The 24,746-nt window shown below is 64.6% G+C and carries 30 protein-coding genes; 18 read left to right on the top strand and 12 right to left on the bottom strand.

The genetic code is table 11. From position 1 onward, the window contains the following. Positions 1 to 213 precede the first annotated feature (213 nt). A complete protein-coding gene (locus BM190_RS38125; protein WP_018317505.1) occupies positions 214 to 666 on the top strand; it encodes a DoxX family protein in 453 nt (150 codons plus the stop codon). Positions 667 to 670: 4 nt separating this feature from the next. Here the strand turns inward: BM190_RS38125 and BM190_RS38130 are convergent, their stop codons facing one another. From BM190_RS38130 to BM190_RS38145, 4 genes are all read right to left on the bottom strand, one after another. Next, positions 671 to 1,222 carry a dihydrofolate reductase family protein gene (locus BM190_RS38130; protein ID WP_177237530.1) on the bottom strand — a complete coding sequence of 184 codons (552 nt, stop codon included), beginning with the start codon at positions 1,220 to 1,222 and terminating at the stop codon, positions 671 to 673. A 7-nt stretch (positions 1,223 to 1,229) separates the two neighbouring features. Beyond that, positions 1,230 to 2,255, bottom strand: a complete 1,026-nt coding sequence (locus tag BM190_RS38135) for a polysaccharide deacetylase family protein (RefSeq protein ID WP_092263031.1) — start codon at positions 2,253 to 2,255, stop codon at positions 1,230 to 1,232. A 166-nt stretch (positions 2,256 to 2,421) separates the two neighbouring features. Then, on the bottom strand, positions 2,422 to 2,991 hold the full coding sequence (locus BM190_RS38140) for a glutathione peroxidase (protein WP_092262987.1): 570 nt from the start codon (positions 2,989 to 2,991) through the stop codon (positions 2,422 to 2,424). A 93-nt stretch (positions 2,992 to 3,084) separates the two neighbouring features. Beyond that, positions 3,085 to 4,656, bottom strand: coding sequence for a L,D-transpeptidase (locus tag BM190_RS38145; protein ID WP_177237531.1), 1,572 nt, complete (start codon positions 4,654 to 4,656; stop codon positions 3,085 to 3,087). 208 nt (positions 4,657 to 4,864) lie between these two features. Here BM190_RS38145 and BM190_RS38150 point away from each other — a divergent pair, with 208 nt between their 5' ends. From BM190_RS38150 to BM190_RS38165, 3 genes are all read left to right on the top strand, one after another. Beyond that, positions 4,865 to 5,413: a CreA family protein gene (locus BM190_RS38150; protein WP_092262992.1), complete on the top strand. Its 549-nt coding sequence runs from the start codon at positions 4,865 to 4,867 to the stop codon at positions 5,411 to 5,413. 387 nt (positions 5,414 to 5,800) lie between these two features. After that, positions 5,801 to 6,220, top strand: coding sequence for a hypothetical protein (locus BM190_RS40120; RefSeq protein WP_143109182.1), 420 nt, complete (start codon positions 5,801 to 5,803; stop codon positions 6,218 to 6,220). Between the two features lie 35 nt (positions 6,221 to 6,255). Further along, positions 6,256 to 6,621 (top strand): hypothetical protein, encoded by a 366-nt coding sequence (locus BM190_RS38165; RefSeq protein WP_018317498.1) that lies wholly within the window; start codon positions 6,256 to 6,258, stop codon positions 6,619 to 6,621. Here BM190_RS38165 and BM190_RS38170 read toward each other — a convergent pair whose 3' ends face one another. Together BM190_RS38170 and pdxR are read right to left on the bottom strand one after the other, a co-directional pair. After that, positions 6,622 to 6,867: a DUF6719 family protein gene (locus BM190_RS38170; RefSeq protein WP_018317497.1), complete on the bottom strand. Its 246-nt coding sequence runs from the start codon at positions 6,865 to 6,867 to the stop codon at positions 6,622 to 6,624. A 67-nt stretch (positions 6,868 to 6,934) separates the two neighbouring features. Then, positions 6,935 to 8,425 carry a MocR-like pyridoxine biosynthesis transcription factor PdxR gene (pdxR, locus tag BM190_RS38175; RefSeq protein ID WP_092262997.1) on the bottom strand — a complete coding sequence of 497 codons (1,491 nt, stop codon included), beginning with the start codon at positions 8,423 to 8,425 and terminating at the stop codon, positions 6,935 to 6,937. Between the two features lie 76 nt (positions 8,426 to 8,501). On the opposite strand from pdxR, the gene BM190_RS38180 reads away from it, so the two are divergent. From BM190_RS38180 to kynU, 5 genes are all read left to right on the top strand, one after another. Then, on the top strand, positions 8,502 to 9,227 hold the full coding sequence (locus tag BM190_RS38180) for a pyridoxamine 5'-phosphate oxidase family protein (RefSeq protein WP_028144959.1): 726 nt from the start codon (positions 8,502 to 8,504) through the stop codon (positions 9,225 to 9,227). Positions 9,228 to 9,281: 54 nt separating this feature from the next. Continuing rightward, positions 9,282 to 10,559: an ArgE/DapE family deacylase gene (locus tag BM190_RS38185; protein ID WP_092262999.1), complete on the top strand. Its 1,278-nt coding sequence runs from the start codon at positions 9,282 to 9,284 to the stop codon at positions 10,557 to 10,559. Positions 10,560 to 10,807: 248 nt separating this feature from the next. Further along, the gene (locus BM190_RS38190) at positions 10,808 to 11,617 is read left to right on the top strand and encodes a hormone-sensitive lipase (protein WP_092263001.1); all 810 of its coding nucleotides are present in this window, start codon (positions 10,808 to 10,810) and stop codon (positions 11,615 to 11,617) included. Positions 11,618 to 11,653: 36 nt separating this feature from the next. Beyond that, on the top strand, positions 11,654 to 12,493 hold the full coding sequence (kynA, locus tag BM190_RS38195; RefSeq protein WP_018317492.1) for a tryptophan 2,3-dioxygenase: 840 nt from the start codon (positions 11,654 to 11,656) through the stop codon (positions 12,491 to 12,493). Between the two features lie 20 nt (positions 12,494 to 12,513). After that, positions 12,514 to 13,716, top strand: a complete 1,203-nt coding sequence (kynU, locus tag BM190_RS38200) for a kynureninase (protein ID WP_177237532.1) — start codon at positions 12,514 to 12,516, stop codon at positions 13,714 to 13,716. Between the two features lie 141 nt (positions 13,717 to 13,857). Here kynU and BM190_RS38205 read toward each other — a convergent pair whose 3' ends face one another. Beyond that, positions 13,858 to 14,667, bottom strand: a complete 810-nt coding sequence (locus BM190_RS38205; RefSeq protein WP_092263005.1) for a cobalamin-binding protein — start codon at positions 14,665 to 14,667, stop codon at positions 13,858 to 13,860. Between the two features lie 116 nt (positions 14,668 to 14,783). Between BM190_RS38205 and BM190_RS38210 the strand changes: the two genes are divergently transcribed. Together BM190_RS38210 and BM190_RS38215 are read left to right on the top strand one after the other, a co-directional pair. Next, positions 14,784 to 15,182 carry a PaaI family thioesterase gene (locus BM190_RS38210; RefSeq protein WP_092263008.1) on the top strand — a complete coding sequence of 133 codons (399 nt, stop codon included), beginning with the start codon at positions 14,784 to 14,786 and terminating at the stop codon, positions 15,180 to 15,182. 152 nt (positions 15,183 to 15,334) lie between these two features. Beyond that, on the top strand, positions 15,335 to 15,946 hold the full coding sequence (locus BM190_RS38215) for a GNAT family N-acetyltransferase (protein ID WP_018317489.1): 612 nt from the start codon (positions 15,335 to 15,337) through the stop codon (positions 15,944 to 15,946). A gap of 78 nt (positions 15,947 to 16,024) precedes the next feature. Here BM190_RS38215 and BM190_RS38220 read toward each other — a convergent pair whose 3' ends face one another. From BM190_RS38220 to BM190_RS38235, 4 genes are all read right to left on the bottom strand, one after another. After that, positions 16,025 to 16,330, bottom strand: coding sequence for a hypothetical protein (locus BM190_RS38220; RefSeq protein ID WP_018317488.1), 306 nt, complete (start codon positions 16,328 to 16,330; stop codon positions 16,025 to 16,027). Positions 16,331 to 16,426: 96 nt separating this feature from the next. Continuing rightward, complete coding sequence (locus BM190_RS38225) at positions 16,427 to 17,113, bottom strand: DUF2161 domain-containing phosphodiesterase (protein ID WP_092263010.1); 687 nt, start codon at positions 17,111 to 17,113, stop codon at positions 16,427 to 16,429. Between the two features lie 99 nt (positions 17,114 to 17,212). After that, a complete protein-coding gene (locus BM190_RS38230) occupies positions 17,213 to 17,893 on the bottom strand; it encodes an SDR family oxidoreductase (RefSeq protein WP_092263038.1) in 681 nt (226 codons plus the stop codon). Positions 17,894 to 17,916: 23 nt separating this feature from the next. Next, positions 17,917 to 18,660: a tyrosine-protein phosphatase gene (locus BM190_RS38235; protein ID WP_092263013.1), complete on the bottom strand. Its 744-nt coding sequence runs from the start codon at positions 18,658 to 18,660 to the stop codon at positions 17,917 to 17,919. A 71-nt stretch (positions 18,661 to 18,731) separates the two neighbouring features. Between BM190_RS38235 and BM190_RS38240 the strand changes: the two genes are divergently transcribed. Then, on the top strand, positions 18,732 to 19,043 hold the full coding sequence (locus tag BM190_RS38240) for an MliC family protein (RefSeq protein WP_092263016.1): 312 nt from the start codon (positions 18,732 to 18,734) through the stop codon (positions 19,041 to 19,043). A gap of 113 nt (positions 19,044 to 19,156) precedes the next feature. On the opposite strand, the gene BM190_RS38245 is transcribed toward BM190_RS38240, so the two are convergent. Then, positions 19,157 to 19,360 (bottom strand): DUF2735 domain-containing protein, encoded by a 204-nt coding sequence (locus tag BM190_RS38245; protein WP_018317483.1) that lies wholly within the window; start codon positions 19,358 to 19,360, stop codon positions 19,157 to 19,159. 539 nt (positions 19,361 to 19,899) lie between these two features. Between BM190_RS38245 and BM190_RS38255 the strand changes: the two genes are divergently transcribed. The 6 genes from BM190_RS38255 to BM190_RS38280 all read left to right on the top strand — a co-directional run bounded on the left by BM190_RS38255 (position 19,900) and on the right by BM190_RS38280 (position 24,576). Beyond that, positions 19,900 to 20,934, top strand: coding sequence for a glutamine synthetase beta-grasp domain-containing protein (locus BM190_RS38255; RefSeq protein WP_018317482.1), 1,035 nt, complete (start codon positions 19,900 to 19,902; stop codon positions 20,932 to 20,934). A gap of 197 nt (positions 20,935 to 21,131) precedes the next feature. Next, positions 21,132 to 21,833: a GrlR family regulatory protein gene (locus BM190_RS38260; RefSeq protein ID WP_092263019.1), complete on the top strand. Its 702-nt coding sequence runs from the start codon at positions 21,132 to 21,134 to the stop codon at positions 21,831 to 21,833. Positions 21,834 to 21,851: 18 nt separating this feature from the next. Further along, a complete protein-coding gene (locus tag BM190_RS38265) occupies positions 21,852 to 22,535 on the top strand; it encodes a substrate-binding domain-containing protein (protein WP_092263022.1) in 684 nt (227 codons plus the stop codon). 32 nt (positions 22,536 to 22,567) lie between these two features. After that, complete coding sequence (locus BM190_RS38270; RefSeq protein WP_177237533.1) at positions 22,568 to 23,389, top strand: tetratricopeptide repeat protein; 822 nt, start codon at positions 22,568 to 22,570, stop codon at positions 23,387 to 23,389. A gap of 70 nt (positions 23,390 to 23,459) precedes the next feature. Then, positions 23,460 to 23,609: a hypothetical protein gene (locus BM190_RS38275; RefSeq protein WP_007591825.1), complete on the top strand. Its 150-nt coding sequence runs from the start codon at positions 23,460 to 23,462 to the stop codon at positions 23,607 to 23,609. A gap of 262 nt (positions 23,610 to 23,871) precedes the next feature. Next, positions 23,872 to 24,576 carry a hypothetical protein gene (locus BM190_RS38280; RefSeq protein ID WP_092263027.1) on the top strand — a complete coding sequence of 235 codons (705 nt, stop codon included), beginning with the start codon at positions 23,872 to 23,874 and terminating at the stop codon, positions 24,574 to 24,576. Positions 24,577 to 24,746 lie beyond the last annotated feature (170 nt).

The following is a 24,746-nucleotide window of genomic DNA, read 5'->3' on the forward strand; positions in this document are numbered from 1 at the left end:
ACAGACTTGGCTAGCAATTGCCGTAACCACGGCCCTTCTCCTGCTGTCCTCAACCTCAAAAGCCGATAACGCAACAGGCCCACAAGGGGAGAAGGGAAGAGGCCGCAAATCTTGAATTACTTTCAGTTCGCCATTTCCCCGTTTGTAAAGCGGCGCGCGACTCTTCATAATCCTCACGCGTTCCGTGCTTAGCGCTTTGCCAAGAGGCCGATCATGCCAGCGTTCGTGACTTTCGGGCGAATCCTGTTCGCCGTGCTGTTCATCTACACGGGCGCGACCAAGCTCTTTGCCATTCAGGCGACCGCCGACTTCATCGCCACCAAGGTCGTGGTGCCCGACATCGTCGCGCCCTACGCCAAGCAGGTGGAGACGGCCACCGCCATGACCACGCCGCAGCTGCTGGCGATCGCCGTTGGCGCGCTCGAGATCATCGCGGGGCTGATGATCGCACTGAATTTCGGCGCGCGGTTCTTCGCGATGCTGCTGATCATCTACGTCGCGGTCGCGACCGTGCTGTTCGACGATTTCTGGAACCAGGCGCCGCCCGACAACGCGAAGATGGTGGTCGACGCGCTGAAGAATCTCTCGATCATCGGCGCCTTGTTCATGATCATGGGATACGGCCGCACCACGCGTCCGGCCGAAGCGGCGTACGGGGACGTCTGAGGGCCTACGTTCGGCGCCAGGGTGTCACGTTCACGTCATGCGCCGCATCGAGCAGATACGGTGTGCCCGGCTTCAGGCCGTGCGACGCCAGCACCTGCTGCGGCGTCCGTGCCGGCACGCCGACGAAACAGCCTTCGCCGCCGGGCAGGCGCACATGCGGGGCTTCCGACAGCCAGAACGTATCGTAGCGGCCCATGAACATCTCGAACACGGCTGGGCCGCCGATGATGGCGACCATGCCGGAGGCGACATCGGCAAAGGCACAGGCCTCCTCGAAGCTCGCCTGTTCCGGATTCCACAGCGTCGCGTTCGGCATCTCCGGATCGACGGTGAGCGCCTTGATCTTGCGGGTCAGGATCAGCCGCTTGCGCTTCGGCGAGTTCGGCTGCTGCTCATGCGAGTGGCGGCCATGCACGATCAGCGCGGCGCGATCGAGCGCCTGCTCGAAGAACAGCTTGTCGCCGTCGAACTTCAGGCTGTCGGGCATGACGTGGCCGGCGTCGGCGAGCATGCCGTCCGCTGAGACGATGACGTAGCCTTCGATACGGAAAGACAATGGCCGTCTATTCGGAAACGGTCGTCACCACGGAATTGACCGGGCGCTGGCTCACCGTCGGCAGCTTGGCGTCCTTGAGCAGCTCCTGGTCGTATTCGGGCAGCGACGAGGCCGGGAATTTGGCGCGCATCGCCACCACCTTGTAGCCGCCGGCCTTCAGGCGCTTGAGCAGCTCGGGCAGGGCTTCCGCGGTGTGCTTCTGGAAGTCGTGCATCAGAATGATGCCCTTGCCCTTGGTGTCGAGCTTCTTCATCACGGTCTCGACCACCTTCTCGGGCTTTGAAGCCTTGAAGTCGAAGGAGTCGATATCGCAGGAGAAGATCGCGGTGTTGCGGTTGCCGAGATAGGTGACCATCTCCGGCGGATGCTGAAGCGCCGGGAAGCGGAAGAACGGCGAGGGCGAGATGCCGCCGAGCGCCCACTTCACCGCGGACAGGCCCTTCTCGATCTCTTCCTTGCGCTGCGCTTCGGTGAGCTTCTTGTTGTTGAGATTGGCGTGTGACCAGGTGTGGGTGCCGACGGTGTGGCCGGCGTTGTAGACCTGCTTCAGGATCTCCGGCTCATAGGTCGCGTGCTTGCCGATCGAGAAGAAGATGCCGGTGGTGCATTCGTCGGCGAGCGCCTTCAGCACGGCGGGCGTGTTCTTCGGCCAGGGGCCATCGTCGAAGGTCAGCACCACCTCCTTGTCGCGCAGGAAGTCGAGGTCCTTGAAGTGCTCGAAGCCGAAGCCGGGACCGCCCGTGGTATCGATCTCGACGGTGCGGGCGACACCGAGCGCGCCCGGCGTGTTGCAGGCCGCGCGGGCCGGCTGCGGCGCCTGCTTGGGCGGAGGCGGATTGACGAAGCCTGCCGGCGCGGCGGCTGCCGCGGGAGCTGCTGGCGGAGCCGCAGCAGGCGCGGCCGCGGCCGGCGTCGCCGTGGGTGCGGCTTGCGTCGCAGCCGCGGGCTTTGCGGCCGGGGTCTGCGACCATGCTGCGCCGGTCATCGCAACCGACATTGCGCTTGCCAAAATCAGTCCTGCCGCCACACGCATGGTGTTGTCCTCGAGATTGATCCCGTTGTTCCGCCGCGGCTTTTTCGCCGCGAGCAAAACCCATCCTGCCCCAAACGATCCTAGCCTAGATGGTGGGCCATCGCCATTGCAACGGCTGTTTGGCATCCCGCCACAATTGTGCCCAGCCGGATTGGGGCGCCCCGCGTCAACTGTCGGCCAGCGTCCTGGCAATGGCCGTCTTGATCCGCGTGTCAGCGGGTTCGACCGTGGACGGAAAGACCTCGGCGATATAACCGTCGCGGCCGATCAGGTATTTGTGGAAGTTCCAGCGCGGAACTTCCCGCGGCCGTGCGTCGGCGGCCCATTTGTAGAAGGGATGCGCCTTCGCGCCGACGACGTTCGCCTTGGCCGCGACCGGGAAGGTAACACCATATTGGTGGTGCGCGGTCTCCGTGATCTCGCTAGTGCCGCCCGGCTCCTGGCCGCCGAAATCGTTGGAGGGCACGCCGATCACGGTGAGCCCGCGCGCGCGAAACTCGTTCCATATCTCCTGCAGGCCGGCATATTGCGGCGTGTAGCCACAGAGCGAGGCGGTGTTGACCACCAGCAGTGGCTTGCCGGTGAAAGCGGCAAGGCGGATGTCGTCACCGGACAAAGCGGGGAAGGAGAAGGCATAGGCCGAGATCCGGCTCATGCCGCCATCGGCGAGCGCGCGTGTTGCCGGCGCGAGCATGCCTGCAAGCGCCGCGGTGAGCATGGTTCTGCGATTCATCATGACGGCGTCCCCCGAAATGATCCGGGCCGCATGTTACTCTGCCGGTGCGACCTGCCTCGTCAACACCGCGTTATCGGGGCGCCGTGAAACAGGTCAGTACAGGCGGACGATGAAATCGGTGCCTTCGCCGGTCTCGCCCTGGTTGAGGCCCTGGTCCGAGATGATGATCGAGCCGCCTGATGTCAGCATCTCGTTGATCTTCGCCATGGTGTCGGCGGGGATCGAGATGCGGTCGAGGGCCGCGGCCGGGCTGTCCGGCGTGACCACGGGCTTGGCAGGCACAGGCTTGGCGGCGACGGGGATCACCGCAGCGCCACCCTTGCGGCGCGTGAGGCGGCTGTCGTCCTCGCGGGCCGCGGAACGGGCGGAGACCGGCAGCGACACCACCGACCAACGCAGCGCATTGGAATCGGTCTTGTCGAGCTCGGCGGTGAAGATGTGCGTGCCGAGCGGACGGTCGCTCGTGGCGATCGTGACTGGGACCTCGAACAGCGGCGCAAAATTCTGCCGCACGTAGAGCTTGGAATCCTTGCGGCTGATGAAGACGGCGATCTGGCCGGCCCGCTTGGGCGCTTCCGGCTTGGCGGCCGGCGCCGGTTCGGCAACGCGGCCGTCATCCTTCTTCGCGTCGGGCGAGGCGGCGAGCGCAGCTGCACTGGCCGGCGCATCGGGTGTCTTCGCGGAGTCCGCGGCTTCCGTCTTGGCCGGCTCGGTCTTGATAGCTTCGACCTTGTCGGCAGCCGGCTTGTCGTCGCTAGCCGGCTTGGCGGCTTCCTCCGATTGAGGTGCCTCGGCCGTCTTGGTCTTGTCGGCCGGCACGGCGGCTTCCTCGCGGGCTGACGCATTGCCCGTGGTCACATCCGACATCACGACGTGTCCGACGGACGTGCGCAGCTCGAGCACGCTGTCGGCGCTGGCAGTTTTGGTCTCGGCGGCTTTGGTCAGCGCGGCGCCCTTGTCGGCCTTGTCGCCGATATTGGTCTGCGGCTCGAGGCTGGCCGCAGGCTGCGGCGGCATGCGCACGGAGGCGAGCAGGGGATGGGAGAAGCTATGCGGCGTCATCTCGCCGGGCGCGACGATGACGCGCGCGCCCATCCTGGTCCAGTTCCACATCTTCACCGCGAACGCCATCGGCATCCGGATGCAGCCATGCGAAGCCGGATAGCCCGGCAGCACGCCGGCATGCATGGCAACGCCGGACCAGGTGATCCGCTGCATGTACGGCATCGGCGCGCCGCTATAGATGTTGGAGTGGTGGAATTTGTGCTTCTGGATGACGCTGAACACACCCATCGGCGTCGAATGTCCCTTCATGCCTGTCGACACCGGAGATTCCGCGAACACGCCGTTGGTGTCGTAGACCGTGACCTTCTGCCGGTCGATCGAGACGACGATGACCAGCGGCCCTTGTGGCTTGGTCCCGGCTTCCTTCCCGGCGACAGCTTCCTTCTTGACGGCAGCGCCGCGCTTCTGCGGCTTCTGGCGCGGTATTTCGGGACGCCGGTCGGGCCGGGCGTAATAGGACCCGTCGGAATAATCCGTCCAATAATAATATGCTGCGTCTGCCTGGCTGGTCGCGCCGATCACACCCGCCGCCGTCAAAATGGCGACCTGCCACAGTCGCGCCGGCTTGGCAGAAAAACCCGACCCGTTCACGCTGTTCATCCTCGAATCCATAATCCAAATCAGACGTTAGTCTCGCAGAGGGAATACGCGTTCACCAGCAAGGCGGTTCTGCCATCAGCTACATTTGTCCAAGCCGTAGCAAAAAAGCCTCACGGAGCGGTAAACGGCGGCCGCGCCCGTCTGTCCGTCGTCTTCCTGAGCGGCTGCCACATGCCTACATTGTGGCGACTTGTTACCGGAGAACTTCATGTCATCTCGTTTCCTCGGTCTTTCCAGCATCCACTTGAAAGGCTTTGCTTTCTTCCTCCTGGCCCTGGTCGTGCCGGCGGCGTCCGCTTCGGCCGCCGACGAGCCCGATCTGATCTTTCGCCGGTCCACCGTGTTCAAATGGATGAGCCCGAACGACAAGCTTGCGACCTATGGTCTCGACGATCCCGAAGTCGAGGGCGTCGCCTGTCATTTCACCGTGCCGGAAAAGGGCGGCTTCAAGGGCTGGCTGGGCCTTGCCGAGGAGGTCTCGGATATCTCACTGGCGTGCCGCCAGGTCGGCCCGATCAAGTTCAAGAGCAAGATGGAGCAGGGCGACGACATGTTTCGCCAGCGCCGCTCGCTGTTCTTCAAGAAGATGCAGATCGTGCGCGGCTGTGACACCAAGCGCAACGTGCTGGTCTACATGGTCTATTCGGACAGGCTGATCGAGGGCTCGCCGAAGAACTCGACCTCGACCGTGCCGATCATGCCGTGGGGACCGGCGGACGCAAATGTCCAGAAGTGCGGCGAGTTCTTCACGCAGTGACGCGCTTGCGTTCACTCAGTGACGCGTCAGCGTTTCACTCAGCGCGACTGGCCCGCGGTTTGACAAGGTGCGAGCCGGTCAGCCGCACGAACGCTTGTGGCGCGGCTTCAAAGCCGCGGCCAGACTGCAACGACATTGCGCCGGCTGCGGCGACGCGATTCGACTGTTGATCTCCGCGGTCCGTCCGTTGGTCCGCCTCGCGCGGCATTGCGCGATCTTGCGCCGCCATAATGGCCATCCCTCAAGTGAACGCGCCCGGTGATCCGGGCGTCCTGGCTTCGATGGCTTGGGTCGCAGCCGATGTGACCTCGGTTCGACCCAGCCCTCGTTTGCCGCTCCATTCAGCAGAAAAACGTAAAATGCGTGTGAATCGGGTGAGGCGGGAGCATGACGGCGGCAGCGCCCGGTGTGTTCGCGCATCGCAAACGGAACTTGGCAGGCGACTTTGAGCTGCGGCGAGACCTACCTGAAATGATTGGTCTTTTTGGAGAATTGTGTCGTCGTCCCGGATCGGACGAAACAATTCTCACGCAAGATGAAACCATTTTGCGCTTTTGGCGCATCACGCGCGAAACCGCCCATGGTTATCAGCTTCACAACGACGAACGGCGCACCGCCGGCCACGAATTCGGAGACAAGACCATGCGCGCGCTGAGCTTCATCCTTGCCTTCGGTTTCGTGATCGCCGGCTCTTCGTTCGCGGGCGCGCCGGACGGCAATCTCCCCGGTGTCGGCACCTTCCAGTACAGCGGCTCGCCGATCACCCCCACGACGTCGCAGCCGATCGTGGTTGCCGCGCGCTTCTAATCGATAACAGGGAAAATCAGCCGATAAAGGCCATCATGATCGTTCGATTTTGCGCCGCTGCCTTCGTGTCCGTTCTGACGATCAATGCCGCCCAGGCGCAGGTGCGTGCGCCATCAAGGTTACCGGATCCCCGCACTGAGTTCGTGCGCCAATGTGCGCCGCGGATGCTCGGCCGGTGGGAACATCCCGAGGAAGTCTGCGGCTGCCTGCACGATCATGCCGCAGCCGCCGTCGAGGACCGCGATCTGCGCGAAGCGCTGTTGCGCGGCATCAGCGAGACCGGCGTGCCCACCATCGAGACCGACTGGGTGCCGGCGTCCAAGCAGGGTGAGATCGGCCCGACCTTCACCAAGATCGCCAAGCCGACCTTGCAGTGCATGTTCGATCCGGCCAAGCAGTAACTATTTCGTCTTCGGACCGTAGCGCGGCACGCAGGCGGCGGTGCGCGCGACGCCCTTGTCGGTCATCTTTGTTCCGCGGACTTCCTTGACCTGTCCGGCGGGACAGGTTCCGTCATCCACCTGCACGCGCTGGCCCAGCTTCAGATCGGTAATGTCCTGCTCGCGTCCGACCGTGACGGCGTGCGCCGTCGTCACGAGCGCGGCGGAGATCAGGAGCGAGAGGCAAGCTGCACGGCGGAAAAGCATGGTGAAAGATCCCGGCATTGATACCGCAATGTAAGGACGGGCTCGCGATTCTGATAGTGAACCTTTGTCAGGGCCGCCGGGCCGATCTGTTCCTCGTGCGCAGCGCGGCGCGCGATTTCCGCGCGAGCCGTTCGGCGGAGGCGACGAGCTGTGGAACCGCATGGCCGGAAAATCCCAGCACGAAGCCGGGCAGAGGGGGCGCGCGCGAATAGGTGTCGGCCAATAGCCAGCCTTCCGCGCCGGCCGCCTGCTTGGCCCGCGCTGCCACCGCCAGGTCGACCGAGGGATCGAACCGGGCGACGAGATGCAGGCCTTGCGATGGCACCGGTACCAACAGCGCGCCATCGGATGCGGTTTCCAGCGTTTCGGCCAGCGCATCGCGGGCGTCGCGATAGAGTTTTCGCACGCGCTTGAGGTTTGCGGCGAAGGCGCCCGAATTGAGCATGTCGGCCACCGCGCCTTCCATCAGCGTGCCGGGGAATCGGTCGAGCGCCGCGCGCGCAGCCGTCACGTCCTCGATCAGACGTTCGGGCAGGGCGCAATAGCCGATGCGCAGGCCGGGAAACAGCGTCTTGGCGAACGTGCCGAGGTAGATCACGCGCTGGAGGCGATCGATGCCGGCGAGCGACATCAGCGGTGCGCCGTCATAGCGAAACTCGCTGTCGTAATCGTCCTCCAGCACGAAAGCGCCGGCCTGCTTGGCCCAGTCAAGAAGCTCGAGCCGCCGCGGCATCGACATCTGCACGCCCAGCGGAAACTGGTGCGACGGCGTGACATAGGCCGCGCGCGCGTTGGGGCCGGCAGAGCGTCCCTTGGCGACCTGCATCCCGTGCTCGTCGACCGGAACCGGCACGGCGCGATAGCCGCAATGCGCGATGGTTTTTCGCGCGACGGGGTAACCAGGGTCCTCGCACCAGACCTGGTCGTTCGGCTTCAGGATCGCGCTCAGCACGATGCGCAGCGCATGCAGCGTGCCTGATGTGAGCATGATCTGATCGGGGTCGCAGCGCAGGCCTCGCGCCGACAACAGGTGATCGGCGATTGCCGCGCGCAGCTCGCGGCTGCCGCGGGGATCGCCATAGTGCAGGTGCTCGGGCCCAAATGCGCGCATGCGGCGGCCGACGAAGGCGCGGAAGCGCTGCAGCGCCCGCTCGTCGATATGGGTGCAGCCGAGCGCGAACGCGCCTTGCCCCGGCGTTTCGACAATGACCTTCGGCTTGTTCGGCTCGGCCGTGCGCGCAGGAATGCGCGCGGCGACGAACGTTCCGGAGCCGACGGTCGCCTCGGCGAAGCCGTCGGTGATCAGGCGCTCATAGGCGATGACGACAGCGTTGCGCCGAAAGCCGGTCTGCTTGGCCAGCGTGCGCGACGGCGGCAGCGGCTCGCCGGGCTTGACGAGGCCGGAGACGATCATCTCGCACAGCGCCTGGTAGAGCCGGTGTGCGGCGGAGGCGCCTGGCGTGACATGCGGTCCGGTGAGGTCGAGCGGCAGTTCGGCCTTTGTCGGCAAGGAAGGCTTGGCCGGTGCGGGGAGAGAATTGGTCGGAATATTTCGCATGGAATTGGAACTATCGCAGACCAAATGCGCCGCTACAACTGCTTCCAGATTTCTTCCAATCCGAGCAGGAGCGGCCGTGAGCCAGACCGAGACCTCGAATTCCTATCCGACCTCAGTGCGCAACCAGGTGAAGCGCCGGCACGACCGCGGCTTCTACGACCACGCCACGGTTCATCGCATCCTGGATTCCTCGATGCTGTGCCACGTCTCCTACGTGATCGACGGCCAGCCCTATTGCACGCCGACGTTCTTCTGGCGCGAGGGCACCAAGCTGTACTGGCACGGATCGAGCGCGAGCCGGATGCTGCGCAGCCAGACCAAAGGCGAGCGCGTGTGTCTCACGGTCGCCCATCTCGACAGCCTCGTGCTCGCGCGCTGCGGCTTCAATCACTCCGCCGATTACCGTGCGGTGATGGCGTTCGGCACCGCCTATCTCGTCACCGACCCCGAGGAGAAGGAGCGCGCGGTGATCGCGATGGTCGACCGCTTCTTCCCGGACCGCACGGCGAGCCTGCGGGCCAGCAACACGCAGGAGATCAAGGCGACCTCCTTCATCGCGATGGAGATCGAGGAAGCCTCGGCCAAGGTCCGCGCCAAGGGTGTTGCTGACGACGACGAGGACTATGCGCTGCCGATCTATGCCGAGCGCATCCCGGTGCGCACCGTGCTCGGCGCGCCGGAGCCATGCCCGCGCCTGCTCGACGGCGTCAGCCGGCCTGCGACGCTGAATGGCTATTCGGAAGGCCGCCTGCTCGAAGATGCATTGCGGGATGCTTATTTTGTGGAGTACCCGAACGGCTGAAATCGGCTAGCTTGCGCGCTCCTTAGGAACCATTGGAATGCCGGGAGTTGCCTGATGAATGCCGAAACGCAGCAGAGGATTCTTGACGCCGTCGATGCCGGCTTCGAGGCCCAGCTCGCCACCACACGCGATTTTGTCGCAATCCCTTCGACCCGCGGGGCGGAGGGGCCGTGCCAGGACATGATCGGCGACCTCCTGCGCGCGCGCGGCTACGAGGTCGACGACTGGCACATCGATGTCGACGACCTCAAGGATCTGCGCGGCTTCGGTCCGATCGAGCATGACTTCTCCAAGGCGCGTTCGGTGGTGGGCACCTACCGTCCGCAAACGAATGGCGGCAAATCGCTGATCCTGCAGGGCCACTGCGACGTGGTGCCCGCCGGCCCCCTGGAACTGTGGGACACGCCGCCGTTCTCGCCCGTCATCAAGGACGGCAAGATGTTTGGCCGCGGAGCCTGCGACATGAAGTCGGGCACCATCGGTGCGCTCTATGCGCTCGATGCGATCAAGGCCGCCGGTCTCAAGCCGACGGCGCGGATCCATTTCCAGTCGGTGATCGAGGAGGAGAGCACCGGCGTTGGTGCGCTGTCGACGCTGCAGCGCGGCTATCGCGCGGACGCCTGCTTCATTCCGGAGCCGACCGGCGGCAAGATGGTGCGCTCGCAGGTCGGCGTGATCTGGTTTCGCCTGCGGGTGAAGGGGCACCCGACCCATGTCGCCTTTGCCGGCTCCGGCGCGAACGCGATCATGGCCGCCTATCATTTGATCCAGGCGCTGCAAAAGCTCGAGATCGAGTGGAACGAGCGGGCCAAGGCTGACAGGCACTTCAAGACGCTGAACCATCCCATCAACTTCAACCCCGGCATCATCAAGGGTGGTGATTGGGCCTCCAGCGTGCCGGCCTGGTGCGATGTCGATTGCCGGATCGCGGTGCTGCCGGGCTGGTCGATTGCCGATCACCAGAAGGAGATCACGGCCTGCGTCGCCGCTGCCGCGCGCAACCACCGCTTCCTCGCCAACAATCCGCCGGAGATTGAATGGTCGGGCTTCCTGTCGGAGGGCTATGAGCTGACCGACGCGGCGGCACCGGAAGCCGCGTTCGGCAAGGCGTTCGGCAAAGTCTACGGCGGCACGCCTGAGGATCTGGTCTTCACCGCGCTCACCGACACCCGATTTTATGGCCTCAATCACGGCATCCCCAGCCTGTGCTTTGGCGCCAGCGGCGGCGAGATGCACGGCTTCAACGAATATGTCGAGCTGGAGTCGCTGAAGAAGACGACCAAGGCGATGGCGTTGTTCATCGCGGAATGGTGCGGGGTGGAGAAGGGGTAGTCGTCGCCCCATCGCTGCTTTCGTAGGGTGGGCAAAGGCGCCCTTGCGCCGTGCCCACCAGTTTTCCCCGACATGATAAAGATCGTGGGCACGCTCCGCTTTGCCCACCCTACGGCTCTCGGCTGGAGCGCGATCCGCCCGAAACACGCACTGATCCAAATCCTTTAAGCTTAAAAGAAAGACTAGGCTGCCGGGCCTCCCGGTGGCAGACTGGCGTCCGGTTTGTGGACGAGTCCTTGGGAGCGACAATGCGCGATTGGGATGATGCTTACGCCAATTCGGCCCATATCCCCGGCTCGGACAAGATGCCTGGACAATGGGCGGAGCGGGCGGCGGCTTACCGCGCCGGGCTGAAGGACTTTCGCGCCGACATCGCCTATGGGGCCGGCGTGCGTCAGCGCCTCGACCTGATCCTGCCCGACGGCGACAGCAAGGGCCTCGTCGTCTTTGTCCACGGCGGCTACTGGATGCGCTTCGACAAATCGACCTGGACCGATCTCGCCGCAGGCGCGCGCCACCATGGCTGGGCGGTGGCGTTGCCGAGCTACACGCTGACGCCGGCCGCACGGATCTGCGACATCACCACCGAGATCGCTGAGGCGATCGCCAAGGCGGCCTCGCTCGTCCCCGGGCCGATCCGGCTCGCCGGCCACTCCGCTGGCGGCCATCTCGTCACGCGCATGCTGTGCGACGACAGCCGGCTGGAGCCCGTTGTCTATAACCGCATCGCCGGCACGCTCTCGATCAGCGGCCTGCATGATTTGCGTCCGCTGCTCAAGACGAAGATGAACGAGACGCTGCGCATGACGATGGAGGAGGCGACGCTCGAAAGCGCGGCCCTGCATCTGCCACGCGGGCATTCACCCGTCACCGCCTGGGTCGGCGGCAGCGAGCGGCCGGAATTCATCCGCCAGTCCGATCTGATGGCCAATGTCTGGACCGGCTTCGACGTGCCGACCCGGCTCGTCGTCGATCCCGGGCTGAACCATTTTACCGTGATCGACGGACTGAAGGATCCGTCATCGCCGATCACCGCGCGCCTGATCGGGCTCGACTGAGCAAAGCCGGGGAAGATCGATCGAAAGGGCCTGTCCATGACGTCCAGCGATTACGATCCCACGAGAGAAGGCGCCGAGACCGATTTCGCCCGGCGGATGTCGTACGGCGACTACCTGGCGCTGGATGCGATCCTGGGCGCGCAGCATCCGTTGTCGGAAGCGCATGACGAGATGCTGTTCATCATCCAGCATCAGACCACGGAGCTGTGGATGCGCCTGGCCATCCACGAACTGAGCGCCGCACGCCGTGCCATCGCTGGGGACGAGGTGCAGCCCGCCATGAAGATGCTGGCGCGGATGTCGCGGATCTTCGAGCAGCTCAACAACGCCTGGGACGTTCTGCGCACGATGACGCCGAGCGAGTATACGCGCTTCCGCTCGCAGCTCGGACAGTCCTCCGGTTTCCAGTCGCGCCAATACCGGCTGATCGAATTCCTGCTCGGCAACCGCAACCACGCCATGCTCAAGCCGCACGCGCACGACGTGGAGACGACGAAACTGCTGGAAGCCGAGCTTGCGACCCCAAGCCTCTATGACGAAGTGCTCAGGCTCGCCGACCGCAACGGGCTGAAGATGCCGGCGGCGGTGCTCGCGCGCGATGTTCGCGAGACCCACAGCTTCAACGAAGGCGTGCTGCAGGCGTGGCGCGTCGTCTACGAGGCGCCGGAGACGCATTGGATGCTCTACGAGCTGGCTGAGAAGCTGGTCGATTTCGAGGATTACTTCCGCCGCTGGCGCTTCAACCACGTGACGACGGTCGAGCGCGTCATCGGCTTCAAGCGCGGCACCGGCGGCACTGGGGGCGTCAGCTATCTCAAGCGCATGCTGGAGGTCGAACTATTCCCCGAACTCTGGCGCGTCCGCACCATTCTGTAGAAATGCCCAAAGAAATGTCTATGACCAGATATCGCGTCTATGACGACACCAAAGCGCTGTTCCATCTGCCTGACGGCGTGATCTATCTCGACGGCAATTCGCTCGGCGCGCTGCCGGCGGGCGTGGCCGAGCGCGTCAACCGCGTCATCACGACCGAGTGGGGCAATGAGTTGATCCGGGCCTGGAACACCGCCGGCTGGTACGCCCAGCCGCGCCACGTCGGCGATCGCATCGCGCGACTGATCGGCGCGGAAGCCGGCTCGGTGATGGTGGGTGATACGTTGTCACTCAAGGTCTATCAGGCGCTGGCTGCTGCGCTCGACATGAACGCGTCCCGCAAGGTCGTCCTGTCCGACACCGGCAATTTCCCGACCGACCTCTACATGGCCGAAGGTCTGATCGCCACGCTCGGGCGCGGCCATCAATTGCGTCTGGTGGCGCCGGAGGAGATCGACGCCGCACTCTCGGACGAGATCGCGGTGCTCTACATCACAGAGGTCGATTACCGCACCGGCCGGCGTCACGACATGGCGAAGCTCACCGCAAAGGCGCATGCGCTCGGCATCGTCACGGTCTGGGATCTCGCGCATTCCGCCGGCGCGCTGCCGGTCGATCTTGCCGGCTGCGGCGCCGATTTCGCGGCGGGGTGCACCTACAAATATCTCAACGCCGGCCCCGGCGCGCCAGCGTTCCTCTACGTCGCCCCGCGCCATGCCGACAGCGCGCGCGCCGCGCTGTCGGGTTGGATGGGCCACGCAAAGCCGTTCGCATTTGAGCTTGGCTATGCGGCCGCAGGTGGCGTCGAGCGTATGCGCGTCGGCACACCCCCGGTGCTGGCAATGGCGGCGCTGGAGGCCTCGCTCGACATCTGGGACCGCGTCGAAATGGCAGAGGTCCGTGCGCGTTCGTTGGCGCTCGGTGACTTGCTGATCGCCGAAGTCGAGCGCCGATGTCCGTCTCTGAAGCTCGTTACCCCGCTCGCCCATGAGCGCCGCGGCTCGCAAGTTTCCTTCGCCTTCGATGGCGGCTACGCAGCGATGCAAGCCCTGATCGCCCGCGGCGTCATCGGCGACTTCCGCGCGCCTGACATCATGCGGTTCGGGATTACGCCGCTGTACATTGGCGAGAGCGAGATCGTCCGGGCGGCCGCGATCATCGAGGAGGTGATCGCGGGCGAGATCTGGCGGCAGCCGGAATATCAGGTGGTGAATGCGGTGACGTGAAAATCCCCGTCACCCTGAGGCGCGAGCCTGGCGGCGCGAAGCGTCGCTGGGCGAGCCTCGAAGGGCGACGGCCCGGCTCCATCGGGGCCGTTCATCCTTCGAGGCTCCCCATGGGACGCGTTGCGTCCCATACCTCGCACCTCAATATGACGGGGTAGGCAGTTTCGAGTCCTGTCCCCACAACGTCGTCACGATCGCTTCAAGCCCATCCGTAAGTGCGGCCGGTCCAGGCTGGAGGATGATCGGCGACTTGATCTCGACGATGCGGTTGTCGCGGACGGCCGGAATTTCACTCCAACCCTCACGCTGCTTGATGCGGGCCGGCACGACCTTCTTGCCGCACCATGATGCGAGAATGACATCGGGCGCGGTCTTGCGTACTGCCTCCGCCGAGACGATGCGATCCTTCGCGGCCTGCCGATGGCGCAGCTCCGGAAACACATCCTCACCACCGGCGATCTCGATCAACTCGGACACCCAGCCGATCCCGGAGATCAGCGGGTCATCCCATTCCTCGAAATAAACTCTCGGCCGCGGCGAGGGGCGGGGTGTCGCGGCAATCGCGGCCAAGCGCCGCTCAAGACCTTGCGCAAGTTCCGCCGCGCGTTCCGTCGCGCCGACCAGCGCGCCGAGCGTCCGGATCATCGCAAGAATCCCGGCGATGTCGCGCTGGTTGAAGACGTGGACGTCGATGCCTGCGCGGACCAGATCGGCGACGATGCCGGCTTGGAGATCGGAGAAGGCCAGCACGAGGTCCGGTTCCAGCGTCAGGATTTTCGGGATGTCCGCGGAGACAAAGGCTGACACCCGTGGCTTCTCGCGCCGCACCTGTGGCGGACGAACCGCGTAGCCGGAGACGCCGACGATGCGGTCCTGCTCGCCAAGCAGGTAGAGCGTTTCGACCGTCTCTTCGGTCAGGCAGACGATGCGGCGTGGCGGGAAGCGGCGCATGGCGTTTCATATGCGCAAATGCGGGGCGATGTCACGGCGGCCATTACCTCAGACGTCATTGCTTTGCCGCCCGAAGCAATTCACGCTGGGACAACAATCGATTGGGAGGACTTTTGATGACGCCGCTCGAGAAACTTAAAGCGATGAAGATGCCGTTCGCCGAGCTCAAGGGCGTCGAGTTCGTCGAGGCCGGGAAGGACCGCGTGGTGGCGCGGATGACGGTCCGCCCCGATCTCTGCACGCTGCACCACACTATCCATGGCGGCGCGGTGATGGCACTGGCCGATTCCGTCGGTGCGGCCGCGACCGTGATCAATCTGCCTGAAGACGCCAAGGGCACGACCACGCTGGAGAGCAAGACCAATTTCATCGGCGGGGCCAAGGAGGGAACCACGGTGATTGCCACGGCGACCCCGGTTCATCGGGGCCGAAAGACCCAGGTCTGGACCACGCGGCTGGAAACCGAGGATGGCAAGCTAGTGGCGGTGGTGACCCAGACTCAGCTGGTTCTGTAAGACTACGGCGCCTTGATTTTGTTAACGAATTAGTTGTTCCCGATGCCGCTAAGTTAGGCAGGTTCCCTCCTTGAAAAGAATGGTGCGATGCACAATATAGGGGGCCTAGGGATTCGAACGCCTCCTCGAGGGACACCAAGAGGAGTTTTGACGTGGTACTTGAAGACACCGTTCGCGCGCCGTCCGTTCCGGGCTATGTGCGGACCTTGAGCCAGCAGGAAGAATTGCCGCTCCTGCGCGATCATCTGCTCAGACTCGATGCCGGAAGCCGACACGACCGTTTCAACGGCTTTCTCGACGACTCATTTATCGAGCGTTACGCCGCCCGCTGCGCCGAGGACGGCACCGTGATCGTCGCCTATATCGTCGACGGCGTGGTCCGTGGTGCTGCCGAGCTGCATCCGCCGGAAGATGGTTCGCTGCCTGAAGTTGCCTTCAGTGTGGAAGCCTCCGCGCGCCGCCAGGGCGTCGGCACGGTCTTGTTCAGCCGCCTGATCGCTGAAGCGCGCTGGAAAGGCTATAAGAGCCTGCGCATCACCACGGGCGCCGAGAATCACGCCATGCGGGCGCTCGCCAGGAAGTTCGGCGCGCATCTGGCTTTCCGCCACGGCGAATCGACTGGCACTATCGACCTCGCCAAGACGCCTGAGGCCGAACTTGCCGATCTCGCGGCCTCGCCGTTCAGGGCTGGCCGCGCTTTGCTCAGCCTCAACTCGACCTGCTGGAAGATCATCTCCAGCATGTACGACAATCGCGCCGCCTGACCTCAAATAGCGGACTGAATCAAAAAGCGGACCGGCGTGGCCGGTCCGCTTTCGTATTCTGGGGCGCGAAATGAACGCTCAGGTGCCGGTGCGCTTGTCGTTGCCGAAACGGCGGACGACGCGGCGTTCGACCACCACGGAGCGCTGTGCGCCCTGTTCGCCGGCGATCACGCGGGTGGCGGTGATGCGGCTATTGGTGCGCGCCTGCTTCTTCACTTCGGCCTGCACGACATCGAGCGGCATCCCCATCAAGGCTGCGGCGATCTCGGCCTGCTGCTCATGATCGTCGGTAATGCCGATGGCGGCGAAGATCGCCTCGTCCAGGGTGGGCGGATCGTGGCGCACGCGCCGCGTGCCATATTTGGTATTCCAGTCTGCGCTCATAACGGCCTCGTTTTGATGCCGGGATACCTAGTGCCCCAAATGTTGCATTGCAATATGAAATTGGTATGGCATCTCAGCTATGCACCGGTCGGGGTGTCAGGGCGGTGACGCGACACCGGCATCGATTTCGATCCGTTGTTGCGGCCAGCGCTTCAGGGCGGCATGCCCGGCCTCGGTGAGCCCGTAGATTCCCCGGTCGGCCCGTTCGAACCAGCCATACACATTGTTAAGCAAGATCTTGCCGGCGTCAGGGCAGCGCTCGCGCAATTCGCGCACGGGCCGCGGCCCGTCGGCGAGCGCTGAGGCGCAGGCCAGAGCCTGCTGCCGATAGGCCGTCATGATCGGGGCGCGCGTGCTGCCGCCGAGCACGGGATCGCCCTGGCGGCGCTGGTGTTCGGCAACGAGGCGCGACCGCACTTTCGGCTCGCGGCGGGGCGCTGCGGTCGGCGGCTTCACCAGCACCTCGACCTGGCCGCGGTCGGTCACGCCGAGCATGCCGAAGCCGAGACGGCGGCAGAGATTGCGATAGCGCGCGTCGCTCTCGCGCCCCTTGCCCCGGATCGACATCTTGGCCGCGATCCAGACCTCGTCGCCGGCCGGCGCGCGGTCGACCGCCTGGAGGATCAGCTCGAGATTGAAGGCGAGCTTGAGTTCGCCAATCACCACCACGGGCGGATCGCCGGCGCTGAGGCCCACGAGATCACAGCCGCCGATCTCGCCTTTCACGGTGAAGCCGAGCTCTTCGAGGAAGCGTTTGACGGGCAGGTAGAGCGTAGTTTCCAAGGGGACGTCCGGTCGGAGAATCAGTTGCGGGCAGTCTAGAGCGTTCTGGGGTCCGATTGAATCAGAGCTCCCGCGCAGGAGGATCCGAACGCAACGCGTTTACACCCGTCCTCCGACCGGGATCAGCGCGCCGGTGACGCCGCTTGCGGCGTCGCCGGCCAGGAAGAGGATGACCTCGGCGAGTTCCCGCGGCGTCACCCATTTGGAGAAATCCGCCTTCGGCATATCGGCGCGGTTGGCGGCAGTGTCGATGATCGACGGCAGCACGGCATTCACCGTGACCTTGCCTTTCCACTCGCTGGCCAGCGACTCGGTAAGCCGATGCACACCCGCTTTCGAGGCCGCATAGGGACCCATGCCGGAGCCTGCCTGCAGCGCGCCCATGGCGCCGATATTGACGATGCGGCCGGCCCTGGACGCTGCGAGATGCGGCAGCGCCGCGCGCGAGGTGTTGAGCGCGGTGAGGACGTTCAGCGCGTACATGCGCTGCCAGGTCTTGACGTCGCCATCGCCCACGGTTTCGAAAGCGAAGCCGCCGGCGATGTTGATCAGCGCATCGAGCCGGCCGAAATGCTTGGCCGCCGCGTCAACCGCCGTCTTCGCCTGGGCCGCGTCGGAGAGGTCGACGCCGCCGATCTCGATGCTCTCGGGCTTTGCGGGAATCTGCGATGGCGCGTGATCGATGCCGGCCACGCGCGCGCCGCGCGATCGTGCGATCTCCGCAACCACCTTGCCGAGCGCGCCGTGTGCGCCTGTCACGATCAGGACCTTGTCTTGCATCATCGTTCTCCGGGCACGGCTGTCTATGCTTGCAGATAGCGCGCCTGCAGCGCGGCTCGCTCCGCCGTGCCAAGCTTGAGGGCGTCGCGCAGATAGGTTTCGAGATCGCCATATTCACTGCCGATGGCTTCGAATGCAGCGGCAAGGTACGAGGCTTCGACGCTCCCGATGGCATTGCGTACGTCCTCCGGCAGGTCGAAGGCGGCCGTCGCATCGCGCTTGTAATGCTGGTTGGTGAGCAGGTAGTCCTCGGCGATGATTTCATCGGGTACGCCGAGCGCATGCAGGATCAGCGCGCTGGCAAAGCCGGTGCGGTCCTTGCCCGCCGTGCAGTGAATCACCAGCGGCGCGCGATCTTCGAGGAGATGGCCGAACAGGTTGCGAAAGCTGTTCGTGTGGTAGCGAACGTAGTTGCGATAAGATTCGCGCATGAGCTCCAGCGCGACCGGTGCCGTCAGCGTGCCTCTCGCGAGTTCAGTCCGCAGCGCAGCCACGACGCTCGGCTCGATCGGCAGCGAATGCACCGTGATCTCGCTGACGACGCAGACACCGGCCGCGCGCTCCTCAACCCCACGGAAATCGAAAGCGCTTCGCACTCCCAGCGCCCTGACGATCTCGATATCGGCAGCGGTGAGCTGGCCGAGATGGTTGGAGCGGAAGATGTGCCGCCAGCGCGTGGTGCGGCCATCGATGGTCGGGTAGCCGCCGAGATCGCGAAAATTGCTGGCGCCTTGCAAGGCGAGGTGACGGGCGGGGGAATCTGACATGGGATCGGCTTCGGTTATGGTTCCATTGGACGCACGAGGGGCGTCCTTGAAAGCTATTACAGGGGGCGATCATGGGCCGGCACAAGGCCATTCTTTTGACGACCGCCATGCTGGCAGCTGGAATGACCAGTGCGCGGCAGACTGAAGCGCAGACGTTCCAGACCTATCGCTGCGCCGATGGTACGCAGTTCATCGTTGCATTTTATGACGCCGACAAGCGGGCCTTTCTTCAGATCGACGGCGAGCCGGTCACGCTCGCCAAGCGGCTGTCGGTCGCCGGGAAACGCTATTCGGGGGCGGGTATCACGCTGACCATCGGCAAGACCGGGGCCACCACGGTCAAGCATCTGAAGCGGCCGGTGACGGCCTGCGCGGTGATCTGAACGGCGTGGTTCACCCGAGAATCAAAAAGGGCCGAAACATCGCTGTTTCGACCCTTTTCGAGCTGCCGCCGGGCGCCTGCGAGAGCGCGGCGGTTTCAAACCAACCACAGGCATCAGCGATCCCATTTCGGCTTGGCGTCGTCGACCGCCTCTTGGTGGTACCAGCTGTCGCTGCAGATCGAGACATTCGCCGGAAGCGAAGCATGATCGGCAGGAAGGCGGGTCTCGCCATAGCGGCGTCCCGCGAGAGCCGCGCGGCCCCCGACCGGGAATTGGTAGATCGTTGCCGATCCGTGACTCAGACCATTGTTCATCATTGCGATTTCTCCTTGGTCGAAGCGCCTTGGCCTCCATGGTGCGCCCGACTCGTTCGATTGTGGTTACTGGAATCCCCATATCGGCCGCGCGTCCCGAATTGCAAAGTGCTGAAAACGAAATCAGTTTCCGCCCAATTTGTAGGCATGTGGCCTGCTGCATCCCCTAAGGCATGGTGTCGGTGGCTAACGGCTGGGCCATTCCAAAGGTTGCTAGGGAGGGGCGTGGAGCTTTGCGAAAATTGCTGGACGTTGATGCGCGTTTCATCGGCAACCTCCGGCGCGGGCCGGCCTGCTTCAGAATCGGGCGTTTTTCGCGGGATTTTTGCGGTGCAGCTACACGCAATGGTGCGCCGCTATGACGCACGACGCCTCGACATCGCGTGGACACCGGGCAGGGGGCAGGCGCGGTGGAGAACCTCCCGCGCTGCGGCCTTTTGGCACGTAAAATGCTTGTAAGGGGCCGGCCGATGATGGCCGGGTACAAAACGTTCGGGGGCCGCCAGGCCCCCAACCTTTCGCATCATCTACAGAGAGGCTCAATGACCAAGTATAAGCTCGAGTACATCTGGCTCGACGGATATACGCCGACTCCGAACCTGCGCGGCAAAACTCAGATCAAGGAATTCGCGTCGTTCCCGACGCTCGAGCAGCTTCCGCTCTGGGGCTTCGATGGCTCCTCCACCCAGCAGGCCGAAGGCCACAGCTCCGATTGCGTGCTGAAGCCGGTCGCCGTCTTCCCGGACGCTGCGCGCACCAACGGCGTGCTCGTGATGTGCGAAGTCATGATGCCCGATGGCAAGACCCCGCACGCCTCCAACAAGCGCGCCACCATTCTCGACGATGCCGGCGCCTGGTTCGGCTTCGAGCAGGAATACTTCTTCTACAAGGACGGCCGTCCGCTCGGCTTCCCGACCTCGGGTTATCCGGCGCCGCAGGGCCCGTACTACACCGGCGTCGGCTTCTCGAACGTCGGCGACGTCGCCCGCAAGATCGTCGAAGAGCATCTCGACCTTTGCCTCGCTGCCGGCATCAACCATGAAGGCATCAACGCGGAAGTTGCCAAGGGCCAGTGGGAATTCCAGATCTTCGGCAAGGGCTCCAAGACCGCCGCTGACCAGATGTGGATGGCCCGCTATCTGATGCTGCGCCTCACCGAAAAGTACGGCATCGACATCGAATTCCACTGCAAGCCGCTCGGCGACACCGACTGGAACGGCTCCGGCATGCACGCCAACTTCTCGACCGAGTACATGCGCACGGTCGGCGGCAAGGAGTATTTCGAGGCCCTGATGGCCGCCTTCGACAAGAACCTGATGGACCACATCGCCGTCTACGGCCCGGACAACGACAAGCGTCTGACCGGCAAGCACGAGACCGCGCCGTGGAACAAGTTCAGCTACGGCGTTGCCGACCGCGGCGCTTCGATCCGCGTGCCGCACTCCTTCGTCAACAACGGCTACAAGGGCTATCTGGAAGACCGTCGTCCGAATTCGCAAGGCGACCCATACCAGATCGCTTCGCAGATCCTGAAGACGATCGCCTCCGTGCCGGCCGACAAGAAGGCCGCAGCCTAAGATCCTCCCGGCCCGGGCTGGGGGCTGGCCCGGGTTGGCTTTCAATCCGCCGGAGCTGAAAGGCGCCGGCGGATTTTTAGCATCTTGATGACAGCCATTCCCGTGATGCAGCAGGGTTGCGTTGCGTGAAGCCTGTCCATGTCGGCCCAAAGCGGGATAGAGTGCCCGCAGGATGCGCGCAGGGCCGGGGACGGCTGGTGTTTGAAGGCTTCTACAAGGTGAAATTTCAGCTCGGCGACGCCGTCGGCCGGAGCGTGATGCATGCCGGCAACGGCAAGATGCTCGGCGGCAATTCGGCCTTCGCCCATATCGGCACCTACGAGAAGACCGACAGCGGCGTCGACGTCGTGATCAGCACCGTCCGCCATAACCCCGATCCGAACTATCGCGCCATGGCGGGCACCGATGATGCGACCTTGCTCGCCAAGGGCTGGGCGGATGGCGATCTCTATCGCTTCAAGGGCGAACTGAAGGAGTTGCCCGGCATTCCCTTCCAATCGGTGATGACGCCGATCACGGAAGACGAGGTGCCGATCGCCGGCGGCATCGGCGAAGGGGGCATCGCCGACGGTCTCTACTCCATCCATCTGCGGATGCTCGACGGTCTCGACGGCGGCCTTACCGGCGTGATGCTGCTGAACCGGGGCCGCATCCTCGGCGGCGATGCGGCATTCTACTATCTCGGCAGCTACACCGCCGCGAACGGGCGCTGGAAGGGCCAGATTCTCAACCAGGAGCACACGCCGGCCAAGGATGACCCGATCTTCGGCGGCCACGAGGTCGGTATCGGCTTCTCGGGCCGCTACGACGCGGAAGAGGCGGTACTGGAGGCGACCGCGCTTGCCGGCAAGCGCAGCCTGCGCCTGACCGCGGCGCTCAAGCTGATGCATCGCGCCTGATCGCGACGGAAATCGCTCATGGAAAACCTTCGCATGCTCTCGACGCTCGGCCTGATGGGCGCGATGCGCAGCCTGTCGTCCGCGTATGAGGCCGCAACCGGCGTCCGTATCGACGCCGACTTCGCGCCGACCCTCGCTTTGCTGAAGCGCCTGCGCGACGGCGAGGCCGCCGATCTCGTGATCCTCACGCGCGAAGGGCTGGACGAGGTGATCGCGGAGGGCCGCGTGCTCGCCGGGAGCGCGGCCGACCTGGCGCGCTCCTATGTCGGCATTGCCGTGCGGGCAGGGCAGGCGCATCCCGATATCGGAAGCGAAGCGGCGCTGCGCAGGACGCTGCTCGCAGCGCGGTCCATCGCCTATTCGCGGCTGGGCGCGAGCGGTGTCTACTTCGGCCAGCTGATCGTGCGGATGGGGATCGCAGCCGAGATCAATGCCAAGGCCACCATCGTCGAGCAGGGGTTTACGGCAGAGCGTCTCGTCAGCGGCGAGGCCGACCTCGCTGTGCAGCAGATCAGCGAGCTGAAGCAGGTTAGCGGCATCGAGGTGGTCGGTCCGATCCCGCACGAGCTGCAGACACCGGCGGTGTTCTCCGCCGGCCGCATGGCAGGGGCGAAGCATGCTGACGCCGCGGACCGGCTGCTGCGCTATCTGGCATCGCCCGAGGTCGTACCCGTCCTGCGCCAATCGGGACTCGAGCCTTGAATTTGCCGGGGCGGGGACGCAACGTGATGACCATGCGGACTTGTCTCCTTGCCATCGTCCTGGTGCTCGCCGCGCCCTTGGCAGCGCGCGCGCAATCGGCCGATCTCGTGTTGTGCGACCGGGTCGCGGCCGATCCCAGCGACCCCGACAAGCCGGCTGACGTGAGGGGCGTCGCGGAGGTCGCTGCCTCCGACGTCGCGACGGCGATCAGGTTCTGCAAGCAGGCCGCGCCGTCCTCGCGCCGTGCGATGTTCGCGCTCGGCCGCGCCTACGCCGCCAACCGGCAGACGGCGGAGGCGATCGCCGCCTGGCGCAAGGCCGCCGACAAGGGATCAAGCGCCGCCATGGTCGAGCTCGGTGTTGCCTATGGCACCGGCTCCGGCATCGCCAAGGACGAGGCGCAGGCGCGAAAACTGTTCGAGAAGGCGGCGCAATCAGGCAATCCCCGCGGCGTCAGCAACCTCGCTGCGCTCGGCGGCGCAGGTGGCGCCGCGCCGGCCGATCCCGCGCAGGCGCGCGCGCTGCTCGGCAAGGCTGCCGAGACCAATGCGGAGGCGCAGTACCAGCTCGGCCTGATGCTCTCCGAAGGCACGGGCGGCGCGAAGGACGACGTCGCGGCGCGTGGGCTGTTCGAGAAGGCGGCGGCGCAAAACCATCCCGGCGCGCTGGAGCGAATGGGGGCCTTCGCGGAAGGCGGCCGCGGCGGCGCAAAGGACAAGGACGCCGCCAAGGCCTATTACGAGCGCGCCACAGCGCTCGGCGACGAGGACGCCAAGAAGGCGCTGGAGCGGCTGCGCTGCCCCTATGCGATCAAGGACAAGCAGGGCAAGCTCGTCACCACGCTGTGCTTCTGAGCAGAGCCACACGCGACGGAACCTCAATCGCGTGGACGCCGTTGATCTCAAGACACAACGGAGCGCGATCATGATCCGCAAACTGGCATCCGGCGAATACCGCCTCTATTCACGCAAGGTGAATCCGAAGACCGGCAAGCGTCGTAACCTCGGGACCTTCCGGAGCCGTGCGGCCGCCGAGAAACACGAGCGCGAGGTGCAGTATTTCAAGCGTCACTGACGCCTGATGAGCCCGCGGCAAGCAAAAAACGCGAAAACAACCCCATGCACAGTAGCCAAGCCTTTGAAATAACAGATCAAACGAAAACGTCGCCTGCGGATTAAGCGAAATGAATGATTGACCCGTCGGGCAAATCAGGGGCAAGATGGCATCGTGGCGGCGGAGGTTCCGCAAGGCCCTGCGCGGAAAAGCCGGATGGCCGAGGTGCGGCGGCAATGCTAGGTAGCCCGCGATTCTTTTCCGATTTTGCGGGTTCATTGCGTTGCTGGACGGACTCTACAAGGTTGAATACGGCGTCAATGATGCGTTCGGGCGCAGCATCATGTGCCTGCATGACGGCAAGATGCTGGGCGGCAATTCGGCCTTCGCGCATCTCGGCACCTATGTCGAGCGCGATGGCGAGATCGTCGCCGAGGTGATTACCGAGCGGCATAACGAGGATCCCCATTACAAGCCGCTGATGGGCGCCGACGTCGCCAGGATCGGCGCACGCGGCCGGCTGCACGGCAACCAGATCCGTCTTACGGGCGGCGCGGACACCATGCCGGGCGCCGGTTTCTGGGCCAACCTGACGCGGCTCGATGACGGGGCGCTGCCGCCACGCGGCACGATCGGGCAGGGCGGCATCGCCAACGGGCTTTACGGGATGGGTCTGCGCGCGCTCGACGGCGTCGATGCTGGGCTCTCCGGCGTCATGCTGCTGATCGACGGCCGCATCCTCGGCGGCGATGCGTTCTTCTACTATCTCGGCTCTTACTCTTCGGCAGACGGCCGCTGGAAGGGAGAGATGCTCAACCAGGAGCACACGCCGGCCAAAGGCGAGAACCCCGTGTTCGGCGGCTATGAGGTCGGGATCGGCTTCTCCGGGACCTGCAACGAGGACAGCGGTGAGCTCGAAGGCATCGCACTCGCCGGCAAGCGCAGTCTGCGCCTTGCGGCCTCGCTGAGGCTGATGAGAAGGGCTTAAGGACTAGTGCTCGCAAGGGCGGATGTCCGGATGCTGAAGTGAAGCGGCCAGGCTCGCGCAACTCATGTCCGCTTATGGCCGATTTTGTTGCAAAAGTCGGTTGAGACGAGCCGGCAAGCGTGATTCCGTTGTGTTGACGCGAATCGCGACGAGGTCGATCCATGATGGGC

It is taken from the genome of Bradyrhizobium sp. Rc3b, from assembly GCF_900114915.1.
Lineage (GTDB): Bacteria > Pseudomonadota > Alphaproteobacteria > Rhizobiales > Xanthobacteraceae > Bradyrhizobium.

Bases quoted from the DNA above. Each gene is read 5' to 3' on its own strand.
- BM190_RS38125 (WP_018317505.1), top strand. From the start codon at position 214: ATGCCAGCGTTCGTGACTTTCGGGCGAATCCTGTTCGCCGTGCTGTTC.
- BM190_RS38135 (WP_092263031.1), bottom strand. From the start codon at position 2,255: ATGCGTGTGGCGGCAGGACTGATTTTGGCAAGCGCAATGTCGGTTGCG.
- BM190_RS38140 (WP_092262987.1), bottom strand. From the start codon at position 2,991: ATGATGAATCGCAGAACCATGCTCACCGCGGCGCTTGCAGGCATGCTC.
- BM190_RS38145 (WP_177237531.1), bottom strand. From the start codon at position 4,656: ATGAACAGCGTGAACGGGTCGGGTTTTTCTGCCAAGCCGGCGCGACTG.
- BM190_RS38150 (WP_092262992.1), top strand. From the start codon at position 4,865: ATGTCATCTCGTTTCCTCGGTCTTTCCAGCATCCACTTGAAAGGCTTT.
- BM190_RS40120 (WP_143109182.1), top strand. From the start codon at position 5,801: ATGACGGCGGCAGCGCCCGGTGTGTTCGCGCATCGCAAACGGAACTTG.
- BM190_RS38165 (WP_018317498.1), top strand. From the start codon at position 6,256: ATGATCGTTCGATTTTGCGCCGCTGCCTTCGTGTCCGTTCTGACGATC.
- BM190_RS38170 (WP_018317497.1), bottom strand. From the start codon at position 6,867: ATGCTTTTCCGCCGTGCAGCTTGCCTCTCGCTCCTGATCTCCGCCGCG.
- pdxR (WP_092262997.1), bottom strand. From the start codon at position 8,425: ATGCGAAATATTCCGACCAATTCTCTCCCCGCACCGGCCAAGCCTTCC.
- BM190_RS38185 (WP_092262999.1), top strand. From the start codon at position 9,282: ATGAATGCCGAAACGCAGCAGAGGATTCTTGACGCCGTCGATGCCGGC.
- BM190_RS38190 (WP_092263001.1), top strand. From the start codon at position 10,808: ATGCGCGATTGGGATGATGCTTACGCCAATTCGGCCCATATCCCCGGC.
- kynA (WP_018317492.1), top strand. From the start codon at position 11,654: ATGACGTCCAGCGATTACGATCCCACGAGAGAAGGCGCCGAGACCGAT.
- kynU (WP_177237532.1), top strand. From the start codon at position 12,514: ATGACCAGATATCGCGTCTATGACGACACCAAAGCGCTGTTCCATCTG.
- BM190_RS38205 (WP_092263005.1), bottom strand. From the start codon at position 14,667: ATGCGCCGCTTCCCGCCACGCCGCATCGTCTGCCTGACCGAAGAGACG.
- BM190_RS38210 (WP_092263008.1), top strand. From the start codon at position 14,784: ATGACGCCGCTCGAGAAACTTAAAGCGATGAAGATGCCGTTCGCCGAG.
- BM190_RS38220 (WP_018317488.1), bottom strand. From the start codon at position 16,330: ATGAGCGCAGACTGGAATACCAAATATGGCACGCGGCGCGTGCGCCAC.
- BM190_RS38230 (WP_092263038.1), bottom strand. From the start codon at position 17,893: ATGCAAGACAAGGTCCTGATCGTGACAGGCGCACACGGCGCGCTCGGC.
- BM190_RS38235 (WP_092263013.1), bottom strand. From the start codon at position 18,660: ATGTCAGATTCCCCCGCCCGTCACCTCGCCTTGCAAGGCGCCAGCAAT.
- BM190_RS38240 (WP_092263016.1), top strand. From the start codon at position 18,732: ATGGGCCGGCACAAGGCCATTCTTTTGACGACCGCCATGCTGGCAGCT.
- BM190_RS38245 (WP_018317483.1), bottom strand. From the start codon at position 19,360: ATGATGAACAATGGTCTGAGTCACGGATCGGCAACGATCTACCAATTC.
- BM190_RS38255 (WP_018317482.1), top strand. From the start codon at position 19,900: ATGACCAAGTATAAGCTCGAGTACATCTGGCTCGACGGATATACGCCG.
- BM190_RS38265 (WP_092263022.1), top strand. From the start codon at position 21,852: ATGGAAAACCTTCGCATGCTCTCGACGCTCGGCCTGATGGGCGCGATG.
- BM190_RS38270 (WP_177237533.1), top strand. From the start codon at position 22,568: ATGCGGACTTGTCTCCTTGCCATCGTCCTGGTGCTCGCCGCGCCCTTG.
- BM190_RS38275 (WP_007591825.1), top strand. From the start codon at position 23,460: ATGATCCGCAAACTGGCATCCGGCGAATACCGCCTCTATTCACGCAAG.